Origin of the sequence: Marinitoga sp. 1197, from assembly GCF_001021165.1 — a bacterium.
Taxonomy (GTDB): Bacteria; Thermotogota; Thermotogae; order Petrotogales; family Petrotogaceae; genus Marinitoga.
This window is the reverse complement of record NZ_AZAY01000004.1, coordinates 1-23,177: the sequence shown is the minus strand read 5'-3', so window position 1 is coordinate 23,177 and position 23,177 is coordinate 1. Positions and strand designations below refer to the sequence as shown.

23 protein-coding genes and 1 tRNA gene are annotated in these 23,177 nt (G+C 26.6%); 8 read left to right on the top strand and 16 right to left on the bottom strand.

The features are described 5' to 3' along the window. The first annotated feature begins 29 nt into the window (after positions 1 to 29). Both X275_RS00860 and X275_RS00855 read left to right on the top strand, forming a co-directional pair. On the top strand, positions 30 to 662 hold the full coding sequence (locus X275_RS00860; RefSeq protein ID WP_047267099.1) for a deoxynucleoside kinase: 633 nt from the start codon (positions 30 to 32) through the stop codon (positions 660 to 662). Next, positions 650 to 1,276, top strand: a complete 627-nt coding sequence (locus X275_RS00855) for a deoxynucleoside kinase (RefSeq protein ID WP_047264755.1) — start codon at positions 650 to 652, stop codon at positions 1,274 to 1,276. Before X275_RS00860 ends, X275_RS00855 begins: the two co-directional genes overlap by 13 nt. A 40-nt stretch (positions 1,277 to 1,316) precedes the next feature. On the opposite strand, the gene msrA is transcribed toward X275_RS00855, so the two are convergent. Continuing rightward, entirely contained in the window at positions 1,317 to 1,817 is a 501-nt protein-coding gene (gene msrA, locus X275_RS00850) for a peptide-methionine (S)-S-oxide reductase MsrA (protein WP_047267098.1), read from the bottom strand. 112 nt (positions 1,818 to 1,929) lie between these two features. Next, entirely contained in the window at positions 1,930 to 3,477 is a 1,548-nt protein-coding gene (locus X275_RS00845) for an ATP-binding protein (protein ID WP_047267097.1), read from the bottom strand. A gap of 365 nt (positions 3,478 to 3,842) precedes the next feature. Between X275_RS00845 and X275_RS00840 the strand changes: the two genes are divergently transcribed. Continuing rightward, a complete protein-coding gene (locus tag X275_RS00840) occupies positions 3,843 to 4,580 on the top strand; it encodes a SagB/ThcOx family dehydrogenase (protein WP_047267096.1) in 738 nt (245 codons plus the stop codon). A gap of 41 nt (positions 4,581 to 4,621) precedes the next feature. Here the strand turns inward: X275_RS00840 and X275_RS00835 are convergent, their stop codons facing one another. From X275_RS00835 to dnaN, 5 genes are read right to left on the bottom strand one after another with little or no spacing between them, the layout of a single operon-like run. Further along, on the bottom strand, positions 4,622 to 4,885 hold the full coding sequence (locus tag X275_RS00835; protein WP_047264764.1) for a hypothetical protein: 264 nt from the start codon (positions 4,883 to 4,885) through the stop codon (positions 4,622 to 4,624). Between the two features lie 4 nt (positions 4,886 to 4,889). Continuing rightward, on the bottom strand, positions 4,890 to 5,669 hold the full coding sequence (locus tag X275_RS00830) for an inositol monophosphatase family protein (protein ID WP_052913471.1): 780 nt from the start codon (positions 5,667 to 5,669) through the stop codon (positions 4,890 to 4,892). Between the two features lie 5 nt (positions 5,670 to 5,674). Beyond that, positions 5,675 to 6,358, bottom strand: a complete 684-nt coding sequence (gene nfi / locus X275_RS00825) for an endonuclease V (protein WP_047267095.1) — start codon at positions 6,356 to 6,358, stop codon at positions 5,675 to 5,677. Next, the gene (gene ispF, locus X275_RS00820) at positions 6,355 to 6,819 is read right to left on the bottom strand and encodes a 2-C-methyl-D-erythritol 2,4-cyclodiphosphate synthase (protein WP_084825061.1); all 465 of its coding nucleotides are present in this window, start codon (positions 6,817 to 6,819) and stop codon (positions 6,355 to 6,357) included. The genes nfi and ispF overlap by 4 nt, the downstream gene beginning before the upstream one ends. Further along, a complete protein-coding gene (gene dnaN, locus X275_RS00815; protein WP_052913470.1) occupies positions 6,816 to 8,102 on the bottom strand; it encodes a DNA polymerase III subunit beta in 1,287 nt (428 codons plus the stop codon). The genes ispF and dnaN overlap by 4 nt, the downstream gene beginning before the upstream one ends. Positions 8,103 to 8,229: 127 nt before the next feature. Here dnaN and X275_RS00810 point away from each other — a divergent pair, with 127 nt between their 5' ends. Continuing rightward, on the top strand, positions 8,230 to 9,111 hold the full coding sequence (locus X275_RS00810; RefSeq protein WP_197072568.1) for a glycerophosphodiester phosphodiesterase family protein: 882 nt from the start codon (positions 8,230 to 8,232) through the stop codon (positions 9,109 to 9,111). A 39-nt stretch (positions 9,112 to 9,150) separates the two neighbouring features. Here X275_RS00810 and X275_RS00805 read toward each other — a convergent pair whose 3' ends face one another. The 9 genes from X275_RS00805 to X275_RS00765 all read right to left on the bottom strand — a co-directional run bounded on the left by X275_RS00805 (position 9,151) and on the right by X275_RS00765 (position 17,455). Then, positions 9,151 to 9,906, bottom strand: a complete 756-nt coding sequence (locus X275_RS00805; RefSeq protein ID WP_047267093.1) for a hypothetical protein — start codon at positions 9,904 to 9,906, stop codon at positions 9,151 to 9,153. 27 nt (positions 9,907 to 9,933) lie between these two features. Further along, positions 9,934 to 11,292, bottom strand: a complete 1,359-nt coding sequence (locus X275_RS00800; protein WP_047267092.1) for a GlmL-related ornithine degradation protein — start codon at positions 11,290 to 11,292, stop codon at positions 9,934 to 9,936. Further along, positions 11,292 to 12,437 (bottom strand): aspartate aminotransferase, encoded by a 1,146-nt coding sequence (gene aspC, locus X275_RS00795; RefSeq protein WP_197072567.1) that lies wholly within the window; start codon positions 12,435 to 12,437, stop codon positions 11,292 to 11,294. Before aspC ends, X275_RS00800 begins: the two co-directional genes overlap by 1 nt. 160 nt (positions 12,438 to 12,597) lie before the next feature. Next, the gene (gene murA, locus X275_RS00790) at positions 12,598 to 13,860 is read right to left on the bottom strand and encodes a UDP-N-acetylglucosamine 1-carboxyvinyltransferase (RefSeq protein WP_047267113.1); all 1,263 of its coding nucleotides are present in this window, start codon (positions 13,858 to 13,860) and stop codon (positions 12,598 to 12,600) included. Positions 13,861 to 13,908: 48 nt separating this feature from the next. Further along, complete coding sequence (locus X275_RS00785) at positions 13,909 to 14,529, bottom strand: diguanylate cyclase domain-containing protein (protein WP_047267090.1); 621 nt, start codon at positions 14,527 to 14,529, stop codon at positions 13,909 to 13,911. Positions 14,530 to 14,549: 20 nt separating this feature from the next. Continuing rightward, positions 14,550 to 15,386, bottom strand: a complete 837-nt coding sequence (locus X275_RS00780; protein ID WP_156168625.1) for a hypothetical protein — start codon at positions 15,384 to 15,386, stop codon at positions 14,550 to 14,552. Then, positions 15,328 to 16,149 (bottom strand): Cof-type HAD-IIB family hydrolase, encoded by an 822-nt coding sequence (locus tag X275_RS00775; protein ID WP_047267088.1) that lies wholly within the window; start codon positions 16,147 to 16,149, stop codon positions 15,328 to 15,330. Before X275_RS00775 ends, X275_RS00780 begins: the two co-directional genes overlap by 59 nt. Positions 16,150 to 16,220: 71 nt before the next feature. Continuing rightward, positions 16,221 to 16,296: transfer RNA gene (locus X275_RS00770), tRNA-Ala, on the bottom strand. A gap of 46 nt (positions 16,297 to 16,342) precedes the next feature. Beyond that, positions 16,343 to 17,455 carry a metallophosphoesterase family protein gene (locus X275_RS00765; RefSeq protein WP_047267087.1) on the bottom strand — a complete coding sequence of 371 codons (1,113 nt, stop codon included), beginning with the start codon at positions 17,453 to 17,455 and terminating at the stop codon, positions 16,343 to 16,345. A gap of 24 nt (positions 17,456 to 17,479) precedes the next feature. On the opposite strand from X275_RS00765, the gene X275_RS00760 reads away from it, so the two are divergent. From X275_RS00760 to thrS, 4 genes are read left to right on the top strand one after another with little or no spacing between them, the layout of a single operon-like run. Then, the gene (locus X275_RS00760) at positions 17,480 to 19,021 is read left to right on the top strand and encodes an ABC transporter permease (RefSeq protein WP_047267086.1); all 1,542 of its coding nucleotides are present in this window, start codon (positions 17,480 to 17,482) and stop codon (positions 19,019 to 19,021) included. 60 nt (positions 19,022 to 19,081) lie between these two features. Continuing rightward, positions 19,082 to 20,152: a peptide chain release factor 1 gene (prfA, locus tag X275_RS00755; protein ID WP_047267085.1), complete on the top strand. Its 1,071-nt coding sequence runs from the start codon at positions 19,082 to 19,084 to the stop codon at positions 20,150 to 20,152. Between the two features lie 12 nt (positions 20,153 to 20,164). Beyond that, the gene (locus X275_RS11645; RefSeq protein ID WP_197072566.1) at positions 20,165 to 20,962 is read left to right on the top strand and encodes a RidA family protein; all 798 of its coding nucleotides are present in this window, start codon (positions 20,165 to 20,167) and stop codon (positions 20,960 to 20,962) included. 25 nt (positions 20,963 to 20,987) lie between these two features. Further along, positions 20,988 to 22,904: a threonine--tRNA ligase gene (thrS, locus tag X275_RS00745; protein ID WP_047267111.1), complete on the top strand. Its 1,917-nt coding sequence runs from the start codon at positions 20,988 to 20,990 to the stop codon at positions 22,902 to 22,904. Positions 22,905 to 23,177 lie beyond the last annotated feature (273 nt).

The window sequence follows — 23,177 nt, the reverse complement described above, 5'->3', positions numbered from 1 at the left end:
TAATATCATATCATAAATAGGGGGAAAAAATGAAAAAAATAGCAGAATATTTTAAAGGAAAATCTTTAAGAATAAATATTGAAGGAAATATTGGAAGTGGAAAAACTACCTTAGCTAATGCTTTATTTTATAAACTCAATGCTGATGAATTAATTTTAGAAGAATTTGAAAATAATCCTTATTTACCGCTATTATATAAAAACGAAGATGTTGGTTTTCAAACAGAAATGTTTTTTTTAGTATCAAGATACAAACAATATCAAAAAAATAATTATTCTAATCTTGTGATCTCTGATTATGATATGTTGAAAAATAAGATATTTGCTGATATCACTATAACGAATAAAAAAGAAAAGGAAAAATTTTTTAAAATTTATGAGATTCTTACTCAAGATATCAGAAAACCAGAAGTTTTAATATATATTGATACTGATGTCGATACTATTGTGGAACGTATAAAAAGAAGAAATAGGGATATGGAAAAAGTCATTGCAAGAGAATATCTTGAATTAGTGGATAATGGCTACAAAAATTATTTTTCAAATGAGAAAGATTTTTTATATATTAATGGAAATACATTTAATGTATTTGATGAAAAACAATTAAAACATTTATTAGAAAGAATAATTGAATATCTGGAGGGGAAATTATGGGTAAAATGATAGTTTTAGCAGGAAATGTAGGAGCGGGCAAATCAACTTTTACCAGAGTATTATCAGAAAGATTAGGATTCACACCCTATTATGAATCTGTAAATGATAATCCTTTTTTGGAAGATTTTTATCAGGATCAAAAAAAATGGTCTTATCACCTGCAAACATTTTTTTTATTTCACAGGTTTAATAGTATAAAACAAATAATAGATTCTAAAGATAATGCTATATTAGATAGATCCATATATGAAGATGCTGAGATTTTTGCAAAAAATTTATATAACAATGGAAAAATGAGCGAAAGAGAATATCAAACATATAGACAGATTTTTTATACAATGCTTGAATTTTTAAAAAAGCCTGATTTATTAATATATATAAAAACAAGCGTAGATACTGTTGTTAAAAGAATAAAAAAAAGAGGGCGCGAAATGGAAATGCAAGTACCTATAGAATACTGGAAACAGCTTGATGACCTTTATATGGAATGGATAAATAATTATAATCAGTCAAAAATATATGTTGTTGATGGTGATACGATTGATATCGTCGAAAATCCGGAATATATAGATAAAATCGTTGAAGATATTTCAGAAATATTAGAATTAGAAAATGTAAAATAGCCAAACGGCTATTTTACATTTTAAGTGAAATTGCTTTTATTTATAATTTAAAATTTATCCAAACTTCTCTCTTATAATGGCAGTAAGGTTGTTTCCCGGTTTTATCATAATAATCCTGATGATAATCTTCCGCTAAATAAAATTCTTTTGCTGGTTCAATTGACGTTGCAACAGTAAATTTTTCCGACAAAGTTTTTTTTAATTCTTCTGCTATTTTTTTCTGATTTTCATTTGTATAAAATATAACACTTCTATATTGAGTTCCAATATCAGGACCTTGCCTATTATATTCTGTGAAATCATGAATTTCAAAAAAATACTTAATTAAATCCTTTTCTGAGATTAAATCTTTATCAAAGATTATTTCGACTGTTTCAGCATGTCCTGTTCTGCCTGTACAAACATCCTCATATGTTGGATTTTCATAATTTCCACCCATATATCCAACATTGGTTTCTAAAACTCCATTTAATTTTTTGAATAAATGTTCAACTCCCCAAAAACATCCGGCTGCAAAATATATTTTATCTACTTTACTCACAAAATCATCTCCTTCTGAAAAAGTATCTAATACTTTTATTATATCATAATAAAAACAAAAATATTAGAATAAATGTCATTCCATATTTGGAACGACATTTATATTTTTAATTTTATATAACTTTTTCAACAATATAATCATCAATATTTCTCTTTTCAGAATTGATATTTACTCCTATTAAATATATTTCACTTGCATTATCTATGTATTTTTCATAATACTTCTTTTCTTTTATTTGAGATATTGCATCAGTTGCACTTTTGTCTAGTTTTATTTCAAATATATATATTTTGTCTTCATATTCTAATACTAAATCTATTCTTCCTAAATTTGTTAATTCTTCTGCTGTTACGTTTAATCCAGCTGATGCTAATATTGTGTATATTAATGAATGATAATAACTTTCTTCTTTTTTGTGTAAGTTATACGGTATTGCACTTATTATTGTTTTTATTTTTTTAATTAATCCTTCTATGTCATTTTTTAATAATGATTTTATTATTCTTCTGCTTAATTCTTTTATTACAACACCATCAAATCCATAATTTGCTTCTAATATTAATCTTGAAAAACTATTTTTTACTTCAAGGTTTGGATAGTCTAATATATATTCTTCTTCAAATCCTATCTTTTCTATTCCCTTAAATGTTAAATACCCAGCCTGTGCAAAAAATATATTCGCATTGGCATCTTCTATTTCTCTTGTTGAGAAATCCATTGCATTTACTGTCGTTTTTACGAGTTCCTCATATTCTATTTTTTTTCCTTTTATGTAATTGTATAAGAATGATGGAGATCCGCTTTCAAACCAATAATTTTTAAATCTTTTCTCATCAAAAAATTTCAATACTGAAAAGGGATTATATACGTAATGTTCTCCATCAAAGGAAAATCCATTATAATATCTTTTTATTTCTTCTAATAATTTTTCTTCACTTATATTCATTTCTTTTTTTGTTTCTTTTATATAATTGCTAAAATATTTTTCTAATTCTTTTTGTGTATATCCCAACATTTGTGAATATTTACTGTTTAATGATATATCATTTAAATTATTAAGTGCAGAAAATACTCCTGTTTTTGTGAATTTCGTAATCCCGGTTATGAATACAAATTTTATGTATTCATCTTTTGATTTTATTGTTACATAAAAATCTCTTAATATTTCTCTATATCTTTCTGCTTTTTCTTTATTATTTATATTATCCAATATTGGCTTTTCATATTCATCTACTAGTATTACTACTTTTTCTTTTTGGCCTAATTTTATTATCAATTCATTAAATGCAAATTTATAATCTTCTTCTGTTATTTCTATATTATTTCTCATACCTTCTTCTTTTATTATTTTCGTTAAACTTTTTTTGAATCTTTCTTCATTGTCTGTTGCAACATCTAATATGTTTATTCTGATTATAGGATATTCTTTAAATTCCCATTTATCATATATGTATGTATCTTTAAATAATTCTTTTTCTCCTTTGAATAGATAATATAATGTTGATATTGTTAAGCTCTTTCCAAATCTTCTTGGTCGGGATAAAAAATAAAACTTTCCTTCGTTTAGCATTTTATATATATACTTTGTTTTATCTACATATGTATAATTTTCTGTAATTATTTCTTTATAATCTTGTATTCCTATTGGTAATTTTTTCATCTAATCGCCTCCAGACATAAAAAAATAGCTTTTTCTTTCTTTATCATTATTTATATAAATTTTATGTTCTAAAAACAGCCACAATTAACAGTTATTTTACATGCCCTCTTATAATTCTTTAATTTATTCTTCATCTCTTAGTTTTAAAATATAATAACTGCCTTTTGTTTTTCCTCTTTTTTCTAAAATATCTTTTTTAGTTAAATTCTTAAGAATTTCTCTTGCTCTTGCTGATTTTACATTTAATATATATTCTATATTTATTATAACATATATTTATATACGGTTTTTATTTCAATATAATCGCAAAAAATAATTCCACCTTCAATTTAAATATGTTATAATCAAAATGTGGAGGTGAGAATATGAAGAAATGTGGAAGAGATGTTTTAAAGTCAAATTGGAAAGATTTAGAGGTTGAGATTCCTGATAGAAAAAAAGAGATTCCTATTCCGCCATATATTAAACCTTTTGACGAAAATGGGGAATTTATTGATTTAACCCCTATTGAAAAAATTAATTTAGGTAAAGTTGATTTAAAAGAAGTTCTTAATAATAGGATGAGTAGAAGAAATTTTTCTGATATACCATTGTCTTTAGAAGAATTATCATACTTATTATATTATACTCAAGGGATACGAAATATAGTAAAAAATAAGGTTACTTTCAGAACAGTTCCATCCGCTGGTGCTACTCATCCTTTAGAAACATATTTGTTGATTTTTAATGTTGAAGGTATTGAAAAAGGATTATATAGATATATACCAACTGTCGATAAATTACAATTATTAAAAAAAGGAGATTTTTCAAAAGAAGTTATTGAAGCAACATTAGGACAAATATTTGTTGGAAATAGTGCTGTAGTTTTTGTTTGGACAGCTATTCCCTACAGAACAGAGTGGAAATACTCATTTGAAGCTCATAAAACTATTGCTATTGATGCTGGGCATGTTTGTCAAAACCTTTATTTAACGGCAGAATCCATAAATTGTGGGACTTGTGCAGTTGCAGCTTATGATCAGGAAAAGATGGATAATTTAATTGGTGTTGATGGTGAAGAAGAATTTGTAGTTTATTTAGCACCAGTTGGAAAAGTAAAATGATTTTACTTAAAAAGCTCCAGTAAAACTGGAGCTTTATCTTTTTAAATTAATTCTACTATTTTGTTTATTCTTTCAATGAAAAAATCTCTATCTGGCGGAGTGAATATTTCCTGAGGATATAAATATATGTATGCAAATATTTTATCTATTGGGTCAATAACTAGTTTTATATTTGTTCCGTTTATGTAATCCACAATTTCTTTTAATAATTTAATTGATGTTTTATTATCGGTATTTATCTTAAATTTCCATGTTTCTATTTTTTCGCCTTTTATTTCAAGTGTTTCCATTTCAAATTTTTCCACAAAATCACTCCTTTAATATTTTATATACAGAGTCTATATTATTTTTAAATGTTGCTATTATTTCTCCTTTTGAAAGGTCAAAATCTTTTTGGGATATTCCATATATCTCTAATCCAGCTTCTTCTGCAATTAATACGCCTGCTGCTAAATCCCATGGTCCTAATCCATATTCCCAGTAACCGTCTATTTTTCCTTCAGCTAATAAACATAATTCTCCAGCTGCACTTCCTAAAATTCTTACTTCGTGAATATATTTATGAACTTTTTCTATAGCCTCATATGCATTTTTGAATAACTCAGGTTCATATGGCCATCCAGTAACAAAAATTGATTCTGATAAATCTTTTTCTTCATTTCTATATAACTTCAAACCATTTAGATAAGCCCCTTTTCTTGTTTCAGCATAATATAATTTATCATTTTCAGGCAAATACACTACCCCATAATTTATTTTTCCTTCATCCATCATAGCGATTGATATTGAATAAAAATCCATTCCATGAACATAATTTAATGTTCCATCTAAAGGGTCTATTACAAATACTTTTTTTCCATGTTTAAGTATTCTTTTATCGCCATTCCAATTTTCTTCTGCAAGTATTATGGCTTCTGGTATTTCATTCATTATTGTATCTATTATAAGTTTTTGAGATTCTAAATCAGCTTCGCTTACTAAGTCAGATGATGATTTTTTTGTTCGAATATTTTTTAAATTCTTTTTTTTCATTAATAATATATCCCCAGCATTTTTTGCAGCTTTTATCATTACCTGCAAAATGTCCATTTTTATCACCCCGATATGAATATTTTAGTTTTTATTTTTTGTGAATATATATGAGCTAATCTTGTTGGTTCTGGTATTTTGTATTTTGTTGTATATTGTAAAGTTATATTTTTAGTTTCTTCCAGTGTTATATAATTACCTGGAGAAACAAAAACAGGTTTTACATTATCTCTTGTTCGCAGTACAATTCCTATTTTGCTTTTTTCTTTGTCAAATAAATATGATGAACATCCTTTTTCAAAACATGGTTCAATATAATTTCCAAATAATCTTGATTTTGCTACTCCTATTGTTGGAATATTTATGAAAAACGATGCATGTGTTGCTATTCCCATTTTTCTTGGATGAGCTATTCCCTGACCGTCAAAAAATACTAAATCAGGTTTTGTTTTTAATTTTTTCCATGCTTCTATAAAAATTGGCAATTCTCTAAAAGCTAATAAACCTGGAATATAAGGAAATTCAACTTTCTGATAATGATAAACCAATTCTATTTCTTTGAAATCTCTATTTATTTCTATTATTATAGCTATTCCGTAATCTTTAAAAAAAGACAGATCTACTCCTGCTACAATTTCTGGAGTTTTAGTCAACTTTTTTAAATTTATTTTTTTTGATAGATTTTTTTGAATTTCAATACATTTTTTTATTTCAATGTTTTTAAATCCATGTATATTATTTATTTTCATTTTTCTATTAATGCAACAGCATATGCCTCAATTCCCTCATTTTTTCCGCCAATTCCCAGACCGTTACCAGATTTTCCTTTTATATTAATTTGTGTTTCATCAATATTCATTATTTTTGAAAGTGTTTTCTTTATTATATTTTTATATGGATTTAATTTGATGTGTGATGTAACAATTGTGGTATCGATATTTATAATTTTAATCTTATGTAACTTTTCCATAACTTTTTCCAGTAGTATTTTACTATCGATATTTTTATATTCTTCAATTTCAGGAAATAATTCACCTATATTTTCCATACCACAAGCTCCTAATAAAGCATCGATAATTGCATGAATAAGGACATCTCCATCAGAATGCCCTTTTAATCCTTTTTCTGATGGAAGTTCAATACCACCTATATATAATTTTTTATTTTCTTCAAACGGGTGTGCATCATATCCAAACCCAATCCTCATTATTTCAACCTCACGGGCATAACAATATACATATATGAATCGTCGCCAACAGGTTTTATCATTGTTTGAGAACTCTCACTTGTTATATTAAATTCAACTTCGGAAGTACCTATATGGTCAATAGCTTCTCTTAAATATTTAGGTGAATATGCAATTAATATATCTTCTCCTTCTTTATCTATTTCAAGTTCTTCTACTGCCAATCCAACTTCAGGAGATTTGGCTGTTAATTCCATTATGTCATCTTTTATTTCCATTTTTACCTGATCATTTTTTGCAGCTATTGAAACTCTTTTCAAAACCTTTAAAAATAAATCAGTTGAAGTTATTACTTTTGTTTTAAATGCCTGAGGAATTATTCTTACATAATCAGGAAATGTTGCATCTACAACATTTAATATGATTTCTATTTTGTCATCATCTAAGAAGAATAATACACGAGCACCATCAAAAAACAAATCTACATTTTCTGTTTTAGAACCTCTTAAAACATTTAATAATTCTTCCATACTTTTTAATGATAATAAAAATGATGGTGGAGTATTAACTATATCCATGGATAATTCTGCTAAAGCCAGTCTATAACCATCTGCTGCAACTAAGGTTAAATAACCGCCTTCTCTGAAATCCCAATATATTCCATTTAAATTTCTCGAAACATTTTCAGAGTCTCGTAGAGCACAGAATATTACTTTTTCTATCATCGATAATAATTTTTGCCTTTCAAATGTTATTATCCCTTCTTCTGCTTTATTTGGAACAATTTCTGGAAATTCTTCAGGATCCATTGTTGGTAATAAAAATTCAGATTTACCTGCCATTACTTTTATATTTTTATTTTCGAGATATATATCAACAGTTTCAAAACTTAAATTTTTTATTATATCCATAAAATATGTTGCTTCTACTACAAAATCTGGTTTAATATTATCCTTTGATGAGTCTTCAGATAATTCTGGAAATAATGTTTCATCATTATTTTCAACGGAATCTTCTGTTTTTTCTTCTTGAATCGCAGTTTCATCATCTATTTCGCTATCAACTTCTTTTCTTTCTGGTTCGAATAAATCATCAGTAATTTTTTCAACCTGTTCAAATATTATATTTTTTATTACGCCATGAAATGCTGTTTGTAAATCAGTAGCATAGAGATGTAAATCTTTATTTTTTACTGAAAATTTAAATCCAGAAAGAATAGGATTTGTTGTTTTTTTCGCCACAGCTTTGGATGCCATATCCATTAATGAATTTAATTTGCTTCTTTCTATTTGTAATTTATAAATCATATTAGAACCTCCCTATTTTATATTTTTCTTATTATAATCTATTTTACAACAAAAACGATAGAAAAATCAAGTTTTTAACAAAATTAGAGTATAATATATATGATAAATTATTATCTGGAGTGATTTTATGGATTTTATGAAATTAAGCATTTTATTTTTTATGATGATTGGGACATTATATATTTTTTATTTTAATGATGATATAGATTATAATAAAATTTATAATCAGATAGAGAATTACAAAAAAACACATATAATAAAAGATAACACAAAAAAAGGAGGTATTTTAATGTCTAAAGAACGTCCGGTGATTTTAGGTCATAGGGGATATAGAGCTAAATTTCCTGAAAATACTATATTAGCTTATAAGAAAGCTATAGAGTTTGGTGCTGATGGTGTGGAATTAGATGTACAGCTTTCAAAGGATGGTGCACTAATTATTCATCATGATGATAATTTTGAGAAGATTACCGGTAATACAACGAAAATCAACGATCTAACATCAAAGGAAATAAAAAAAATTAAAATTAATGGAGAAAATATTCCAACTCTTGAAGAAGTTTTTATAAAACTTCCAGAATACGCGTATATTAATGTTGAAATAAAAGATGTTAAGGCCACTGAAATGGCATATAATACTGTAAAAAGTTTTAATGCTTTAGATAGGGTTTTATTTTCTTCATTTAATATAGAGGCTTTAAGAATTTTAAGAAAATTGGATGAAAATGTTGATTTAGGGCTTTTGATTGAAAAAAAGGAAATGATAGAAAAGATTATACCTTTACATGAAGAATTGAATTTTTATTCTATTAATTTACCAGTAGAAGGTATTGAAATGCTCGGACTTGAAAAGTATAAAACGCTTATTTCAAAACTCATGGAAATAGGGTTACATATTGTTTTATGGACTTTAAATGATATTGAAACGTTAAAAAAGTTGGAAGGTTATTTTGACGGAATTATTACTGATAATGTTGAAACTATAGTTAATTATTATATAAACAACTGAACCAGAGTTTCATTAAAATGAAACAAATGAGCCAAAGGCTCATTTGTTTATATATGAAAAAGATATTTTTACATTTTTTACCCATAAGTCTGAAGATAAGTCTTTTTCGTTAGAGCTACAATAAGTCCAGAAAACAATTCTTAAATATTTAGCTTCTTTATCTTTTATTAAATCATTTATTCTAAATTTTATTTCAAAAGGCTTGTATATAGATGCATATAGCCTGTTAATCCATTCGTGTTTTTTAAAAGGATATTCATTTGTACCCCAGGCATATGCTATTTTACTTAAATTTTCCTTGTTTTTATCCAGAAATATAAATATTATTCCGGATAATGCGTACTTTTTTTCAGATAATTTTAAGGATTTAGCAGTGAATCCCATAATCTCCGCTGAAAATTCTATATTTGTATTATTGGAATAGGGTAATTCGAAATCCTTATATAAGGTGTTTTCTGTGTATCCGTCTTTATGTATTCTCAGCCAATATTTATTATCAACATTATCGATATATACTAAATTACCATTTTCTCTTCTTCCACCTATTTTCCAATCTGTATAACTTTTTACCATATTATATTCATAATTAAATATTTCTTTAGATATTGATATTTTAACTATATCTTTTTTCGATATTTCTATCGTTTTTTTATCTGTTTGAACTATAAATATATTATTATTATTATTATATTTTATTAGTGTTCCTTTGATTATTTCACCATTTTTTAAATAAAAATCTTCACTGTATGAAAATACTGCTAATAATAGGATAAATATAATATATAATTTTTTCATTTTTCTCCCCCCTTCAATTTAATTATATCATAAATTGAAGAATTCTATATCTTCGTTTAATATATTAACAGCAATTTGTTTATCAATCATTGATAATACACCAATAGGGGCAAAAATATAATTTTTATCATATCCGATTTTTTTGATATTTTTTGGTAATAATTCATTTGGATGTTTTTTATGTTCATTTATTATGGAGCTTAATATTTCCTTGTTGAATTTTGATCTTGTCAATATTCCACCTGTTCCGAATATATATTTTACAGCTGTTAAATCTTTTCCCTGAGCTATGGTTTTGCGTCCAAGTGGTGTGAATATATGTTTTTTCTTTCCGGCATGCCTTCTAATTCCCTCGATAAAACAATATTGTGCCAGTTCAGCCATAAATTTTTCGCTTTCATCATTTTTAGGATAAGGGGATATATTTTTTATTAAATTATCAAAATTTGAAAATTTTTCTTTTAAGAAATTTTCACCAATTAAATCAATTACTGTATGTGCATTTACAAATACTCCCATATCTCCTTCGACAGTTCTTTTGGCAATTGGTTCAGGGCTTATCATAATACTTTGTATTTCAGGATCGCCTTCTGTAACAGAATCAACATCAGTGGTTGCTCCGCCAATATCAACTGTTAATACATGTTCATATATTTCAGATAATAATTGAGTTGTTCTCATTACTGCTGCAGGAGTAGGGATAATTTTTTCATCAACATATTCTTCAATTTTTTCCATTCCCGGAGCATGAATTATATGTTCGGCAAAAACTTCCTGAATTACTTTCCTTGCAGGTTCAACATTTAATTGATCTACTTTTGGATACACATTTTCTGTTATGTAAAGTTTTTTATTTGATAGAATTTCTTTTATTTCATCTACAACAGCTATATTTCCAGCATAAATTATTGGCGCATTAATAGGTAAATCTCTTAATAATTCAGCATTATGTAATACAGTTTCTTCTTCTCCATAATCGACCCCGCCAGCTAAAAATATTAAATTGGGATTAATTTCTAAAATTTTTTTTAGATGTGATTTTCTCATTTTTCCTGCAGTAATATATTTTATTACCCCACCGGCTCCAAGTGCAGCTTCTCTTGATGCTTTTACTGTCATATCATATACAAGGCCATGTACAGTCATTTTTAAACCGCCGGCTGCTGATGAGGTTGCTAAAAATTTATTCCATGATACTTTTTCGCCTAATTTTTCCTGAATAATTTTTAAAGCTCTTTCAATTCCTATTGTTATATCTCCTTCATTAATAGTTGTATAATGTTCTCCTTGAGCTAATATAATTGGCTTTTTTGATGTTATTTTATCGAATGCTGTTACTATTGTTGTTGTACTTCCAATTTCTGCTGTTATTAAATCTACTTTCATTATTTCACCTCATCGAGATATTCGAATAATCTGTTTAGCCCCTTTTCTAAAGTCTCTATGGAATTTGCGTATGAAATTCTTATAAAACCCTTCGCTCCAAATCCACTTCCAGGTATTACTGCTAATTTTTTTGTTTTTAATAATTGATTTGAAAAATTTAAATCATTGGTATCGTATTTTGATATATTAATAAATAAATAAAATGCACCATATGGATGTACATATTCTAAATTTGATTCTTTCATTTTTTCCATTACAAAATTTCTTCTTTCATTAAATTTTTTTATATAATAATCTATATCTACATCGAATGCGGCAAGAGCGCCGTATTGTGCAGGTGTATTTATATTTGATGATATATGACTCTGTATTTTCTTGATTTCATCTGAAATCTCTTTTGGAGCAATAGAATATCCTACTCTCCATCCAGTCATAGACCAGGTTTTAGAAAATGCGTTTATTATTATCGTTTTTTCTCTCAATGCTGGAATTTGTGTAGGAGAATAAAATTCACCTTCAAATATTAATTTTTCATATACTTCATCACTTATTAAATATATTTTTTTATCTTTTATTAGTTCATATATTTCTAAGAATGTTTCTCTTGGATATACTGCTCCAGTTGGGTTATTTGGAGAATTTATTATTATAGCTTTAGTTCTTTCACTTAAATAAGGCTCTATATCACATGCTTTGGGAATAAAATTATTTTTGAATTTTAATGGCACATGAATCGGAATGCCTCTGGCCAATTTTATTTGAGCTTCATAACTTACCCAAGAAGGATCTAATACTATGACTTCATCACCTGGATTTAAGATTGCCAATAAAGTATTATATAAAGCTTGTTTTCCACCGTTTGAAACAACAATATTATCTGGTGTATATTTTGTTTTTCTTGAAGAGTTTATAAAATCTGCTATTTTTTCCCTTAATTCTAATATTCCAGCTGAATTTGTATATTTTGTTTTACCTTCAATCATTGCTTTGTAAGCATTTTCTATGATTTCTTTTGGGGTTATAAAATCTGGCTCACCTGCAGTTAACTTTACAACATCATGACCTGCTTTTTCCATTTCTATAGCTTTTGCATTTAATTCTAGAGTAATAGATGGTTGTATGCTTTTTACTATTTTTGATAACAAAATAATCCCTCCATTTTATTTTATTCAACTTTATTTTACTCTGTTATGAAAAAAATTTCAATATCTATTATGGTTTATTTTTGTTAAAATTTAAACAAAATTATAAAAAAGCTCATTTTTGCTTTCTTATAATAAAAAATGAGCAATATATATTGCCCATTTATTCATAATATTCAATTTTCAAACCGACATTTTCAAGTTTTTCGAATAATCTTTCATATCCTCTAAAGATATGATCTACATTATTTATTATAGTTTCGCCATCTGCAATTAAAGCTGCTATTAAAAGTGCTGCAGAAGCTCTTAAATCTGTTGCTTCTAATGGTGCCCCAGATAATTTGCTAACTCCTGTTATTATTGCTGTATTGCTTTCAACAAAAATTTTTGCACCCATTCTATTTAATTCATCAACATGATTAAATCTAGTTTTAAAGACGTTTTCTGTAACAGATGATCTTCCTGGAATTAAACTCAATAAAACCATTAACTGAGGTTGTAAATCTGTTGGAAAACCTGGAAATGTCGCTGTTTCTACATCTACAGGTGATAGTTCTAATTTTGAAATCCCTTTTATTGTCAGAGTATTTTTTTTCATTTTGTAATTTATTCCAATTTTTTCAAAAATATCTAATAATGAAAATAAATGATCTTCTATTATATTTTTTAATGTTATTTCTTTACCAAGAACAGCACCCAGTATTGCGTAAGTTCCTGCTTCTATTCTATCAGGGATAATGGTGTATTCAGTTCCATGCAATTGTTTAACACCATGTATTTTTATATTTGAAGTTCCATGACCTTCAATTTTTGCTCCCATAGATATCAAAAAATTACATAAATCTATTATTTCTGGTTCTTGAGCACAATTTGTTAATATTGTTTCTGTATTTTCGAGTAAAACAGCAGTTGTTATTAAATGTTCTGTTGCACCTACACTTGGGAAAGGTAAAGATATATGTGTTTTATCTGGTGCTCCTATATATTTAGAATGCGTAAAACCGTGTTCTATTTGTGATTCAATCCCTAATTTTTTTAAACCTTCAAGATGAAAATTAACAGGTCTTACTCCTATTGAGCAACCTCCTGGGAGTGCAACTTTAGCATATTTATTTCTTATGGTTAATGGTCCTAAAACATTAAAAGATGCTCGCATTCGCCTTACAGGTCCATATGGCAATATAGAATTTATATCTGAAACAGTATCTATTATCAATGTGGAATCCTGCCAAGTTACCTTTTTTCCAGCATTTTCCAGTATTTCAATCATTGTATTCACATCTGCTAAATTAGGTATATTGTTTAATATTATTCTTTCATCAGTTAATAACGTAGCGGCGAGTATTGGTAAAGCAGAATTTTTTGAACCTGAAATTGTTATTTCGCCATTAGCCTCTTGAGGTCCAATTACTTTTATTTTACCCATAGTCTCTATCTCCAATCGGTGTTCCATTTTTTATCCTCCAATCTAATTCTAATCAAAGTATTTCAAAATATCCTCCGTTGATGTCAAATCTTTAGGTAAATAAAATGAATAGAATTCTAAAGTTTCTGGCTTTTTTACAAAATTACTTAACTGATATTTTATTCTATCCACAACCTTAAATAATACATCTTCTTCTATATCAGGGATTATCAATGAGAATACACTTTTAGAGTATCTCATAACAAGATCGAGTGGTAATCGAACATTACTTCTTAAGATTCTTCCGATTTCCATTTCTGGCCCCTTATAGTATTCCCCTTTATATTCTAATGTTTCTAATTCTGGAATTTTTATTATTATAAGACCATAGTTATTACCTTTTTCAAATGCTTTTTCCAGTATTAAAAAGAATACTTTATCAAAAAATGCCCTTGAATATACCCTTGTTGAAGGATCTATGAATTTTCTTTCGACAAAACCTTCTACAAAATCGCTATACGCGTTTATTTCTTCTTTGGTAAATTCATTATATTCTTCCAATAATCTGTTTGTATTGTTTAACATTTCTTTAACATCTTTTATTTCTACTTCGAGATTTTTTATACTTTCCTTCAATTTATTATTCTCTTTTTCTAAAGCTTTTACCTTATTTTCATAATCCATACTCATGAAAATTCCCCCCTTTTTAATTACCAATCCCAATTCTTTTTTGCAGAGTATATAACAATATTCTTATTTAGAAAATCTTTAACTCTTTTTTCGACTTTTTTTGAAAAATAAATTATGCTTTTTTCTTTGCTATTTTTTGGTAACTTTCTATAATAAGTTTTATAATTATTTCCTAACCAGCCTGTTATAATTATTGAATTTTCAAAAATTTTTTTTATTGTATTTTCCATGTTTTTATTAGATGGTAATTTCCAAGTTAATTTCGGCATAATTTCTCTATTTAAATATACCTTTTTTTCTATTTTATCATAAAACATATATTTATCAGCATTAAAATCTGATAAATAATTTATTTTACCAGATTTTAATTCAAGAGAGTTTTTAACCTCTTTGCTAACTTCTTTGTCTAAGTAAACGATTGGGAAAATTCCTGCAGTTTCAAACCCTCTTAACATTATATATAGTACCTGAGAAGTTATATAAGGAGAGCTTGCTATATAATTCAAAAAATTTTTAGAATCTTTTTTTAATATTTTTAAATTACCAAATATTATAAAATCATAGCCTTTTTCTAAAAGATAACTTCCCAATTCAATGCTAAATTCATATATTAAATCATATGAGTTTAATGAACCGAGTATAAAATAGTCAAGTTCTTCATTTATTTCCTTTAAGTTTAACCAATAGCCATTAATTATTTCTGGATTTGTTGAATCGTTTATTGATGTGTTAATATATCCTATAAATCTTTCGTTTTTAAATACAGGGATTTTTGTTGAAAAAGCGATTATGTATATACTAATTATTATGAGTATCAGATAATATTTTTTTAAGAACAATTGCAACACCTTCTTCATTATTTGATGGCGCAATATGATTTGCAGCATCTTTAACATGATTAGAAGCATTACCCATAGCATATGAGTTTTTTGATAATGATAACATAGATATATCATTTTCGCTATCACCAAAAATATAAGCTTTTGATATATCAAAATCATAAATTTTGGAAAGTTTCTTTAATGCTGCTCCTTTAGATGAATTTTTGCTCAAAAAATCAAGGTATATATTAAATGACCTTACTATATTTAAATTCTTACTATATTTAGAAACCATCATTTTTTGTAGTTTATCTAATTTTTCAACTTTTGATATGGCCAGTATTTTTGTTGGACCATGAGTTTTTTTTATATACTCTTCTAAATTATTTACTATTTTATAATTGACTCCAGAATGTTTTGCATATCCTTTTATTTCTGTATTTTCCTGATCTGAAATTAATTCATCATTTAAGTATATTTGTACATGTATATTTTCTTTTTTTATTTCTTTAATTATTTCTATTGCAAGACTATCTTCTATATCGGATTCAAAAACAATTTCACCTGTGTGAGATACAACATATGCTCCGTTGTATGAGATTATAGGAATGTTGTTTAAAAAAGATAAATATTTTTTTATAATAAATTTTGTGGATTTATACATTCTGCCACTTGCTATTATTATAAAATAACCTTTTTCATGTATATTCTTTATAGCTTCTATAGTAGGTATAGTAATTTTTTCTTCGTCATTTAGTAGAGTACCATCTAAATCAAATACAAATACTTTTTTTTTCATTTTAACCCCTCCGTAAAATTATAACATAAATATTTAAAAATAAAAAAATGGGGAATTTTAATTCCCCATACTGGTGGAGTCGATGGGACTTGAACCCACGACCTCTACCGTGCCATGGTAGCGCGCTCCCAGCTGCGCCACGACCCCAAACCATACATATTATATAACAAACTTTGTTAAATGTCAATATATCTTATTTTAATTCTACATAATCAATTATTTTATTCACCGGTTTTATGTCTTTCATACTAAAATTTTTTGATTCTCCTACTGCTTTTACAGTTATTTTAATATCTTTATCTGATGTTTCTACTAATACGTACTCTAAAATACCATAAACTACTTTTTTTGTATACGGAACATATTTGTCTTTTGTTCCTTTATCAAAAGGTGCTCCCCCAGCTCCAGTTGTTATATAGATTATATTATTTTTTTCAAATCTTTCATATCCATGAACATGACCGTTAAATATTAACTTAACATTATATTTTTCAAATATAGGTCTCCATGTATCTTCAAGCTTTTTTTCCTGTTTTCTCCATATATATATAGAATTATTCCAGAAAGGATAATGATAGATTACTGATATTATTTTATTTTTATTTTTTTCAAGATCTTTTTTAAGCCATATTGTTTGACTTTTAAAAATTTGGGATTTTGTTGGTATAGTTGAATCCAGGATAATAAAATGATATTTTCCATATGAAAAACTATACCATCTTTTATTATAATCCCCTCCACCTTCTGGTAAGTCAAATGCTTCGTAATAAATCTTCGAATTTTTTTCATGATTACCTAAAACAGGATAATAAAAAGTATTTAAGCCTCTTATTGTATAAAAAAAATTATTCCAGTATTTCATTTCATTTCCATTTTCTACCATATCTCCAACGTTAATTACAAATTCCGGTTTTTCCTTTATAATCTTTTCTATAATCATTCTATGATATTTATAATAATATCTTGTATCACCGTATACTACAAATTTTAATGATTTTGTTTGTTCGTTTTTTGTTTTAAATATTCCTTTATAATAGTCATCATCTGTTATAATTTCATATGCATATTTTGTATTTGGCTTGAGATTTTTAACTTTTAAATTAACAATTCCGTTTTGTATGTTTTTATGTATTTGAATTAAAACATTATTTTCATATAATTTTACTTGAATATTTTTATCTAATGTTTTAAAATTAATAGTGGCATACGTGTCGCCTTGATTTGTTAAATATGGATACCATATAAAATTGGCTGATATATAAAGTGATAATATTAGGAAATAAATAAACAAAATTGTCCTTTTCAAAATCTCACCCCCAAGGAGGAATATATGAAAAAATTATATTTTTTTATTTTTTTGTTTTTACTTTTATGGTTATTTCCTATAGGAATTTTGTTGATTAACTTTTTTGATCTAAATAATTTTTTTTCCATTTTAGTAAAAAATAGAACCATCAGGATTCTTAAATTCACATTATTACAGTCATCTTTATCCGTATTATTTTCATTTATTATTTCTATTTTTCCAGCAATTTATGTAGCAAATAAAAAAAATTATTTAAGCAATTTATTAGAAAACTCTTTTTTTATCCCTTTTTTCTTTCCGGCAATTCCAACCATAATAGCATTTTCATTGTTATATGGTTCAAATGGTATATTGTATAAAATGTTTCATATAAATGTTTTATATTCATTAACAGCTATTATAATGGCGCATTCATTTTATAATTCTCCTATATTTGTAAAATATATTTCAGATTCATTAAAATCTATTCCGAAAAATTACATAGAGAACGCCATTATTGATGGTGCAAATACAATAGTTATATTAAAAAAAATTATTTCTCCATTAATATTTCCGGCCATTTTAAAAGGGGCATTTCTTGTATTTACATATTCATTTGTTAGTTTTGCAATTGTATTATCGCTTGGAGGTATAAAATATTCAACATTTGAAGTGGCGATTTTTACCACTTTGAGAAGCTCTCTTGACTTCTCAAAAGCTTTAACTTATGCTATAATTCAATTTTTTATTTTGCTTTTATTAAATTATATCATATCTATTCCAAAAATTCATGAATTAGAAATTGAAGAGAATTATAGATTTAAAACAAATATTATTTTTCTAATTATTTCTTTATTTTATTTAATTTATGAATATTCTATTGTTTTAACAGGAATGATATCTGGTTTTTATGATTTTATAAACAATAAATTTACATTAAAAGGCTTTATGAATTTGTTTTCTGAAAGCTTAAATTCATATTATCCTATTTTAAAATCTTTTTATAATACATTTTTTCTTTCTCTTATTGTAAGTATTATAGTTGTATTTTTTACTTATATTATTTTAAGGAATATAAAAACACATAAAGATATGATAGTTTCAAATGTTTTTATTATTTCATCTTTGGGGATTTCTTCAGCTTTTTTAGCCATGGGTCTTTTAAGTTTAAATATTAATTTTTCATTACCATATTACATTCTTTTGTCAATTGGGTATATAATAATAACCTTACCATTAGCTTATACATTTTTACAACAACGTATTTTATCTTTTGATTACTCAATAATAGAAGCTGCAAAAATTGATGGAGCAAATAAAATGAAAAGTTTTTTATTTATAGAATTTCCTCTTTTAAAAAATACTTTGTTATCTGTTTTTTTACAAATTTTTGCTATTATGTTTGGCGAATTTACCATTTCATATACCATGCAGTCTTTAGATTATTTTCCATTATTATCCAATGTCAATTATATGCTTTCAAATGCCAGATATTATTTAGAAAGTCAATCTCTAGCCTCTATTACAATAATAATAATATTTATAACATTTAATCTATCCATTTTTTTAAACAAAGAAAAACAATAATTTTTTGAAGAAAAAATGAAAATATGATATAATAGCAAAAAAAGAATAGGGAGTGTTTATATGGATATACTATCATTTAAAAAAAAGGTTCTTGAAAAATTAAGTGATGTTGAAAAAAAATTAGCTGATACAAATATAACTTCTAATTTAGAGCAATTACAGCATTTAGGAAAAGAACACAATAGATTATCAACTTTAAAAGAATTATTTGGAAAATTAGAAGAAACTATTGATGATAAAGAGACGTTGGAAATATTAAAACATGATGGTGAAATAGAAGATGAAGAATATATTTCTATGCTGGAAGAAGCTGAAAAAAATATTAAAACGTATAATTTAGAAATATTGAGTTTATTAATACCAGGAAATGAAATCAATGAAAGAAATATTATTATGGAAATACGTGCAGGAACAGGTGGAGAAGAAGCAGCATTATTTGCATCAGATCTAATGAGAATGTATTTAAGATATGCAGAAAATAAAGGTTGGAAACATGAAATTATGGAATTAAGCGATACAGGAATTGGTGGAACTAAAAATGCTGTTATAAAGATTAAAGGAAAAGGGGTTTTTGGTAGATTAAAATATGAAAGTGGTGTCCATCGAGTTCAAAGAGTTCCTGTAACAGAATCTGGAGGAAGAATACATACTTCAACGGCAACTGTTGCAGTTTTACCGGAGGCTACAGATGTTGATGTGAAAATTGATGATAAGGATTTAAGAATAGACACTTATAGAGCAGGAGGAGCAGGAGGACAACATGTGAATAAAACAGAATCTGCAGTTAGAATAGTTCATATTCCAACAGGCATTGTTGTTACGTGCCAGAATGAAAGATCACAACATCAGAATAAAGAAGCTGCGATGTCTATTTTAAGAGCTAAATTATATGAAGATGCGTTTAGAAAACAACAAGAAAAAATGGTTTCACAAAGAAGAGCGCAAATAGGAACTGGAGAAAGAAGCGAAAAAATAAGAACATATAATTTTCCTCAAAATAGAATAACTGATCACAGAATTGGATTTACTACTTACAGGTTAAATTACGTATTGGAAGGAGATCTTGATGAAATAATAGATAAATTAATGGAATGGGATTTAAGTGAAAAATTAGGAAATCTTGAAATATAAAGGGGGGAATTTATGAAATTATATCTTGATATTTTTTATAAACTATCCTGGATTCTGACAGTTATAACAGGTTTTTCTTCTGTAATCACCAATTCAAAAGTAAATGGTTTTTTTCTTTTCTTTTTTACAATTACTACATTGACTCAATTGCTTGGGACATATTTATTTTCAAAAGAAAAAGATGGATTAAAAATTTTTACACACTATTTTAGCATTGTTATAGTAGCAACCGCTTTTTTAATTTCTGTATCTTTGATGAAGTCTAATGTATTTTCATTTATAATATATTATATCTCTTACAATTTGATGTTATCTTTTATTTTAAATAATTATTTCAAATATTTTGAAGATAAAGATAATTTATTAAAACTCATAAAATTTTTAAATTTAAATTACTTTGATTTGTTTGATACTCAACTTCATATAAAATTATTTAATAATAAGAAAAGTATTACACCTGATACAATTTCGGCTGTTGGTCCATATTCTCCAGCGCTATTAAAAGATAATGAATTGTATATTTCAGGACAAATACCTGTTAATTATGAAACAAATGAAATACCAGAATCTTTTGTTGAGCAGGTCAAACTTGTAATGGAAAATCTTAAAAAGATTTTAAATACAGCTGGGTTTACATTTAAGGATGTTGTTCAGGTTAGCGTTTTTGTAACAGATATTTCTAAATTTAAGGAATTTAATATTGTTTATGAAACGTATTTTAAAAAACCATATCCAGCAAGATTTGTTGTAGAGGTTTCAAAACTTCCTAAAAATGTAGATGTTGAGATTTCCTGTATTGCAAAAAAATAATTTTAAAGGGGTGATATAAATGGATATGATTAAGATTATTTTACCTGATGGTTCAGAAAAAGAATATAAAAAAGGAGTTTCTGCTGCAGATATTGCTAGAGATATATCGGAAGGGCTGTATAGAAAGTCTTTAGGGGCACTTGTTAATGGTGAATTATACGATTTAAAAAGACCAATTGAAAAGGATTCTACAGTAAAAATTATCACAGATAAAGACTCAGAAGCTCCTGTTATATTTAGACATACTTTAGCTCATATTATGGCTCAAGCTGTAATGAGATTATATGGAAATGATGTAAAACTAGCTATTGGGCCTGTGATTGAAAATGGATTTTACTATGATTTTGATTTAGAAGAAAAAATTTCAGAGGATGATTTGCCGAAAATTGAAGCTGAGATGAAGAAGATAATAAAAGAGGATTTGCCTATAGAAAGATTTGATATTACTAAAGAAGAAGCTAAAGAACTATTTAAAGATCAACCGTATAAATTAGAACTTTTAGAAGATATTGAAGATGAAATAGTGAGTTATTATAAGCAGGGAGAATTTATTGATTTGTGTAGAGGTCCTCATTTACCTTCAACAGGAAAAATTAAACATTTTAAATTATTATCCGTTTCAGGAGCGTATTGGAGAGGAAATGAAAAAAACAAAATGCTTCAAAGAATTTATGCAACAGCTTTTGCTAAAAAGGCTCAATTAGATGAATATTTAAAGATGTTGGAAGAAGCTAAAAAAAGAGATCATAGAAAAATAGGTCCTAAACTGGATTTGTTTATGTTTGAAAACGAATTAGCACCTGCTATGCCTTTCTTTTTGCCAAGAGGTGCAAAAGTAATAAATGAATTATTGGAATTTTCAAGAGAATTGCATAAAAAATATGGTTATGATGAAGTTATTACTCCGCTAATTATGAATATAAAATTATGGCATCAATCAGGTCATTGGGATCATTATAAAGAAAATATGTATTTTACAGAAAAGGATGATGTTCAATATGCAGTAAAACCTATGAATTGTCCTGGACATATATTGATATATAAATCAAAAGTATATAGTTATAGAGATTTACCAATAAGAATGTCGGAATTTGGTAAAGTTCATAGATATGAAAGAAGTGGTGTGGTACATGGACTATTCAGGGTTAGATCATTTACTCAAGATGATGCTCATATATACTGTACAAAAGAACAAATTGAAGATGAAATTATTAAGGTAATTGAGTTTACTCATGAATTATATAGTGCATTTGGATTTGAATACGAAGCTGATTTGAGCACAATGCCGGAAGATCACATGGGTGATGAAAAAACATGGGAAATTGCTACAGAAGCATTGAGAAAAGCTCTGAAAAAATCAAATATTAATTATAAAATAAATGAAGGAGATGGAGCTTTTTATGGTCCGAAAATAGATTTTCATATAAAAGACTCTCTTGGAAGAAAATGGCAATGTGCAACAATTCAGTTAGACTTCCAGATGCCTGAAAGATTTGATATACATTATGTAGATAATAATAATGAATTACAAAGACCAGTTATGATACATAGAGCAATATATGGATCCATTGAAAGATTTTTTGGTATATTGATTGAAAATTTTGCTGGAGCATTTCCAACATGGTTATCTCCTGAACAAATTGCTATTATTCCTGTTTCCGATAAATATATTGATGCCGCAAAAGAATTATATGAAAGATTAGATTCAGAGGGTTTGAGAATTAAATTAGATGATTCAAATTCTACAGTTGGTTATAAGATAAGAAATGCTCAAATGTTGAAAATACCATATATGATAGTTATTGGTGAAAAAGAAATAGAAACTAAAAAATATAATATTAGGACAAGAGAGGGTAATACAGCTGAAGATATAGAACTTGAAGAATTTATTAAAACAGTAAAAGAAGAAATTAAAAATAGAAGTTTAAAATTGAGTTATTAAAATTGAGATTTTTTTGAAAATAAGAAAAATACTACAACGGTATACAAAATTTTTTAATTTATTTATATTCAAAAAAAGCAGCTGTTAGCTGCTTTTTTTATTTTAATAATATTATTGAATAGTATATCCAAAAAGTTAAGTAAGCAAAAACTCGAAGATTGTCCTTACACGCTATCGCTCACTTACAGCGAGTAATCGGAATAAATAAATGTAAATGGTAAAATAAAAAATCCCCGAAAAATCGGGGATTTTCGTGGTGGCCAGGGACAGAAT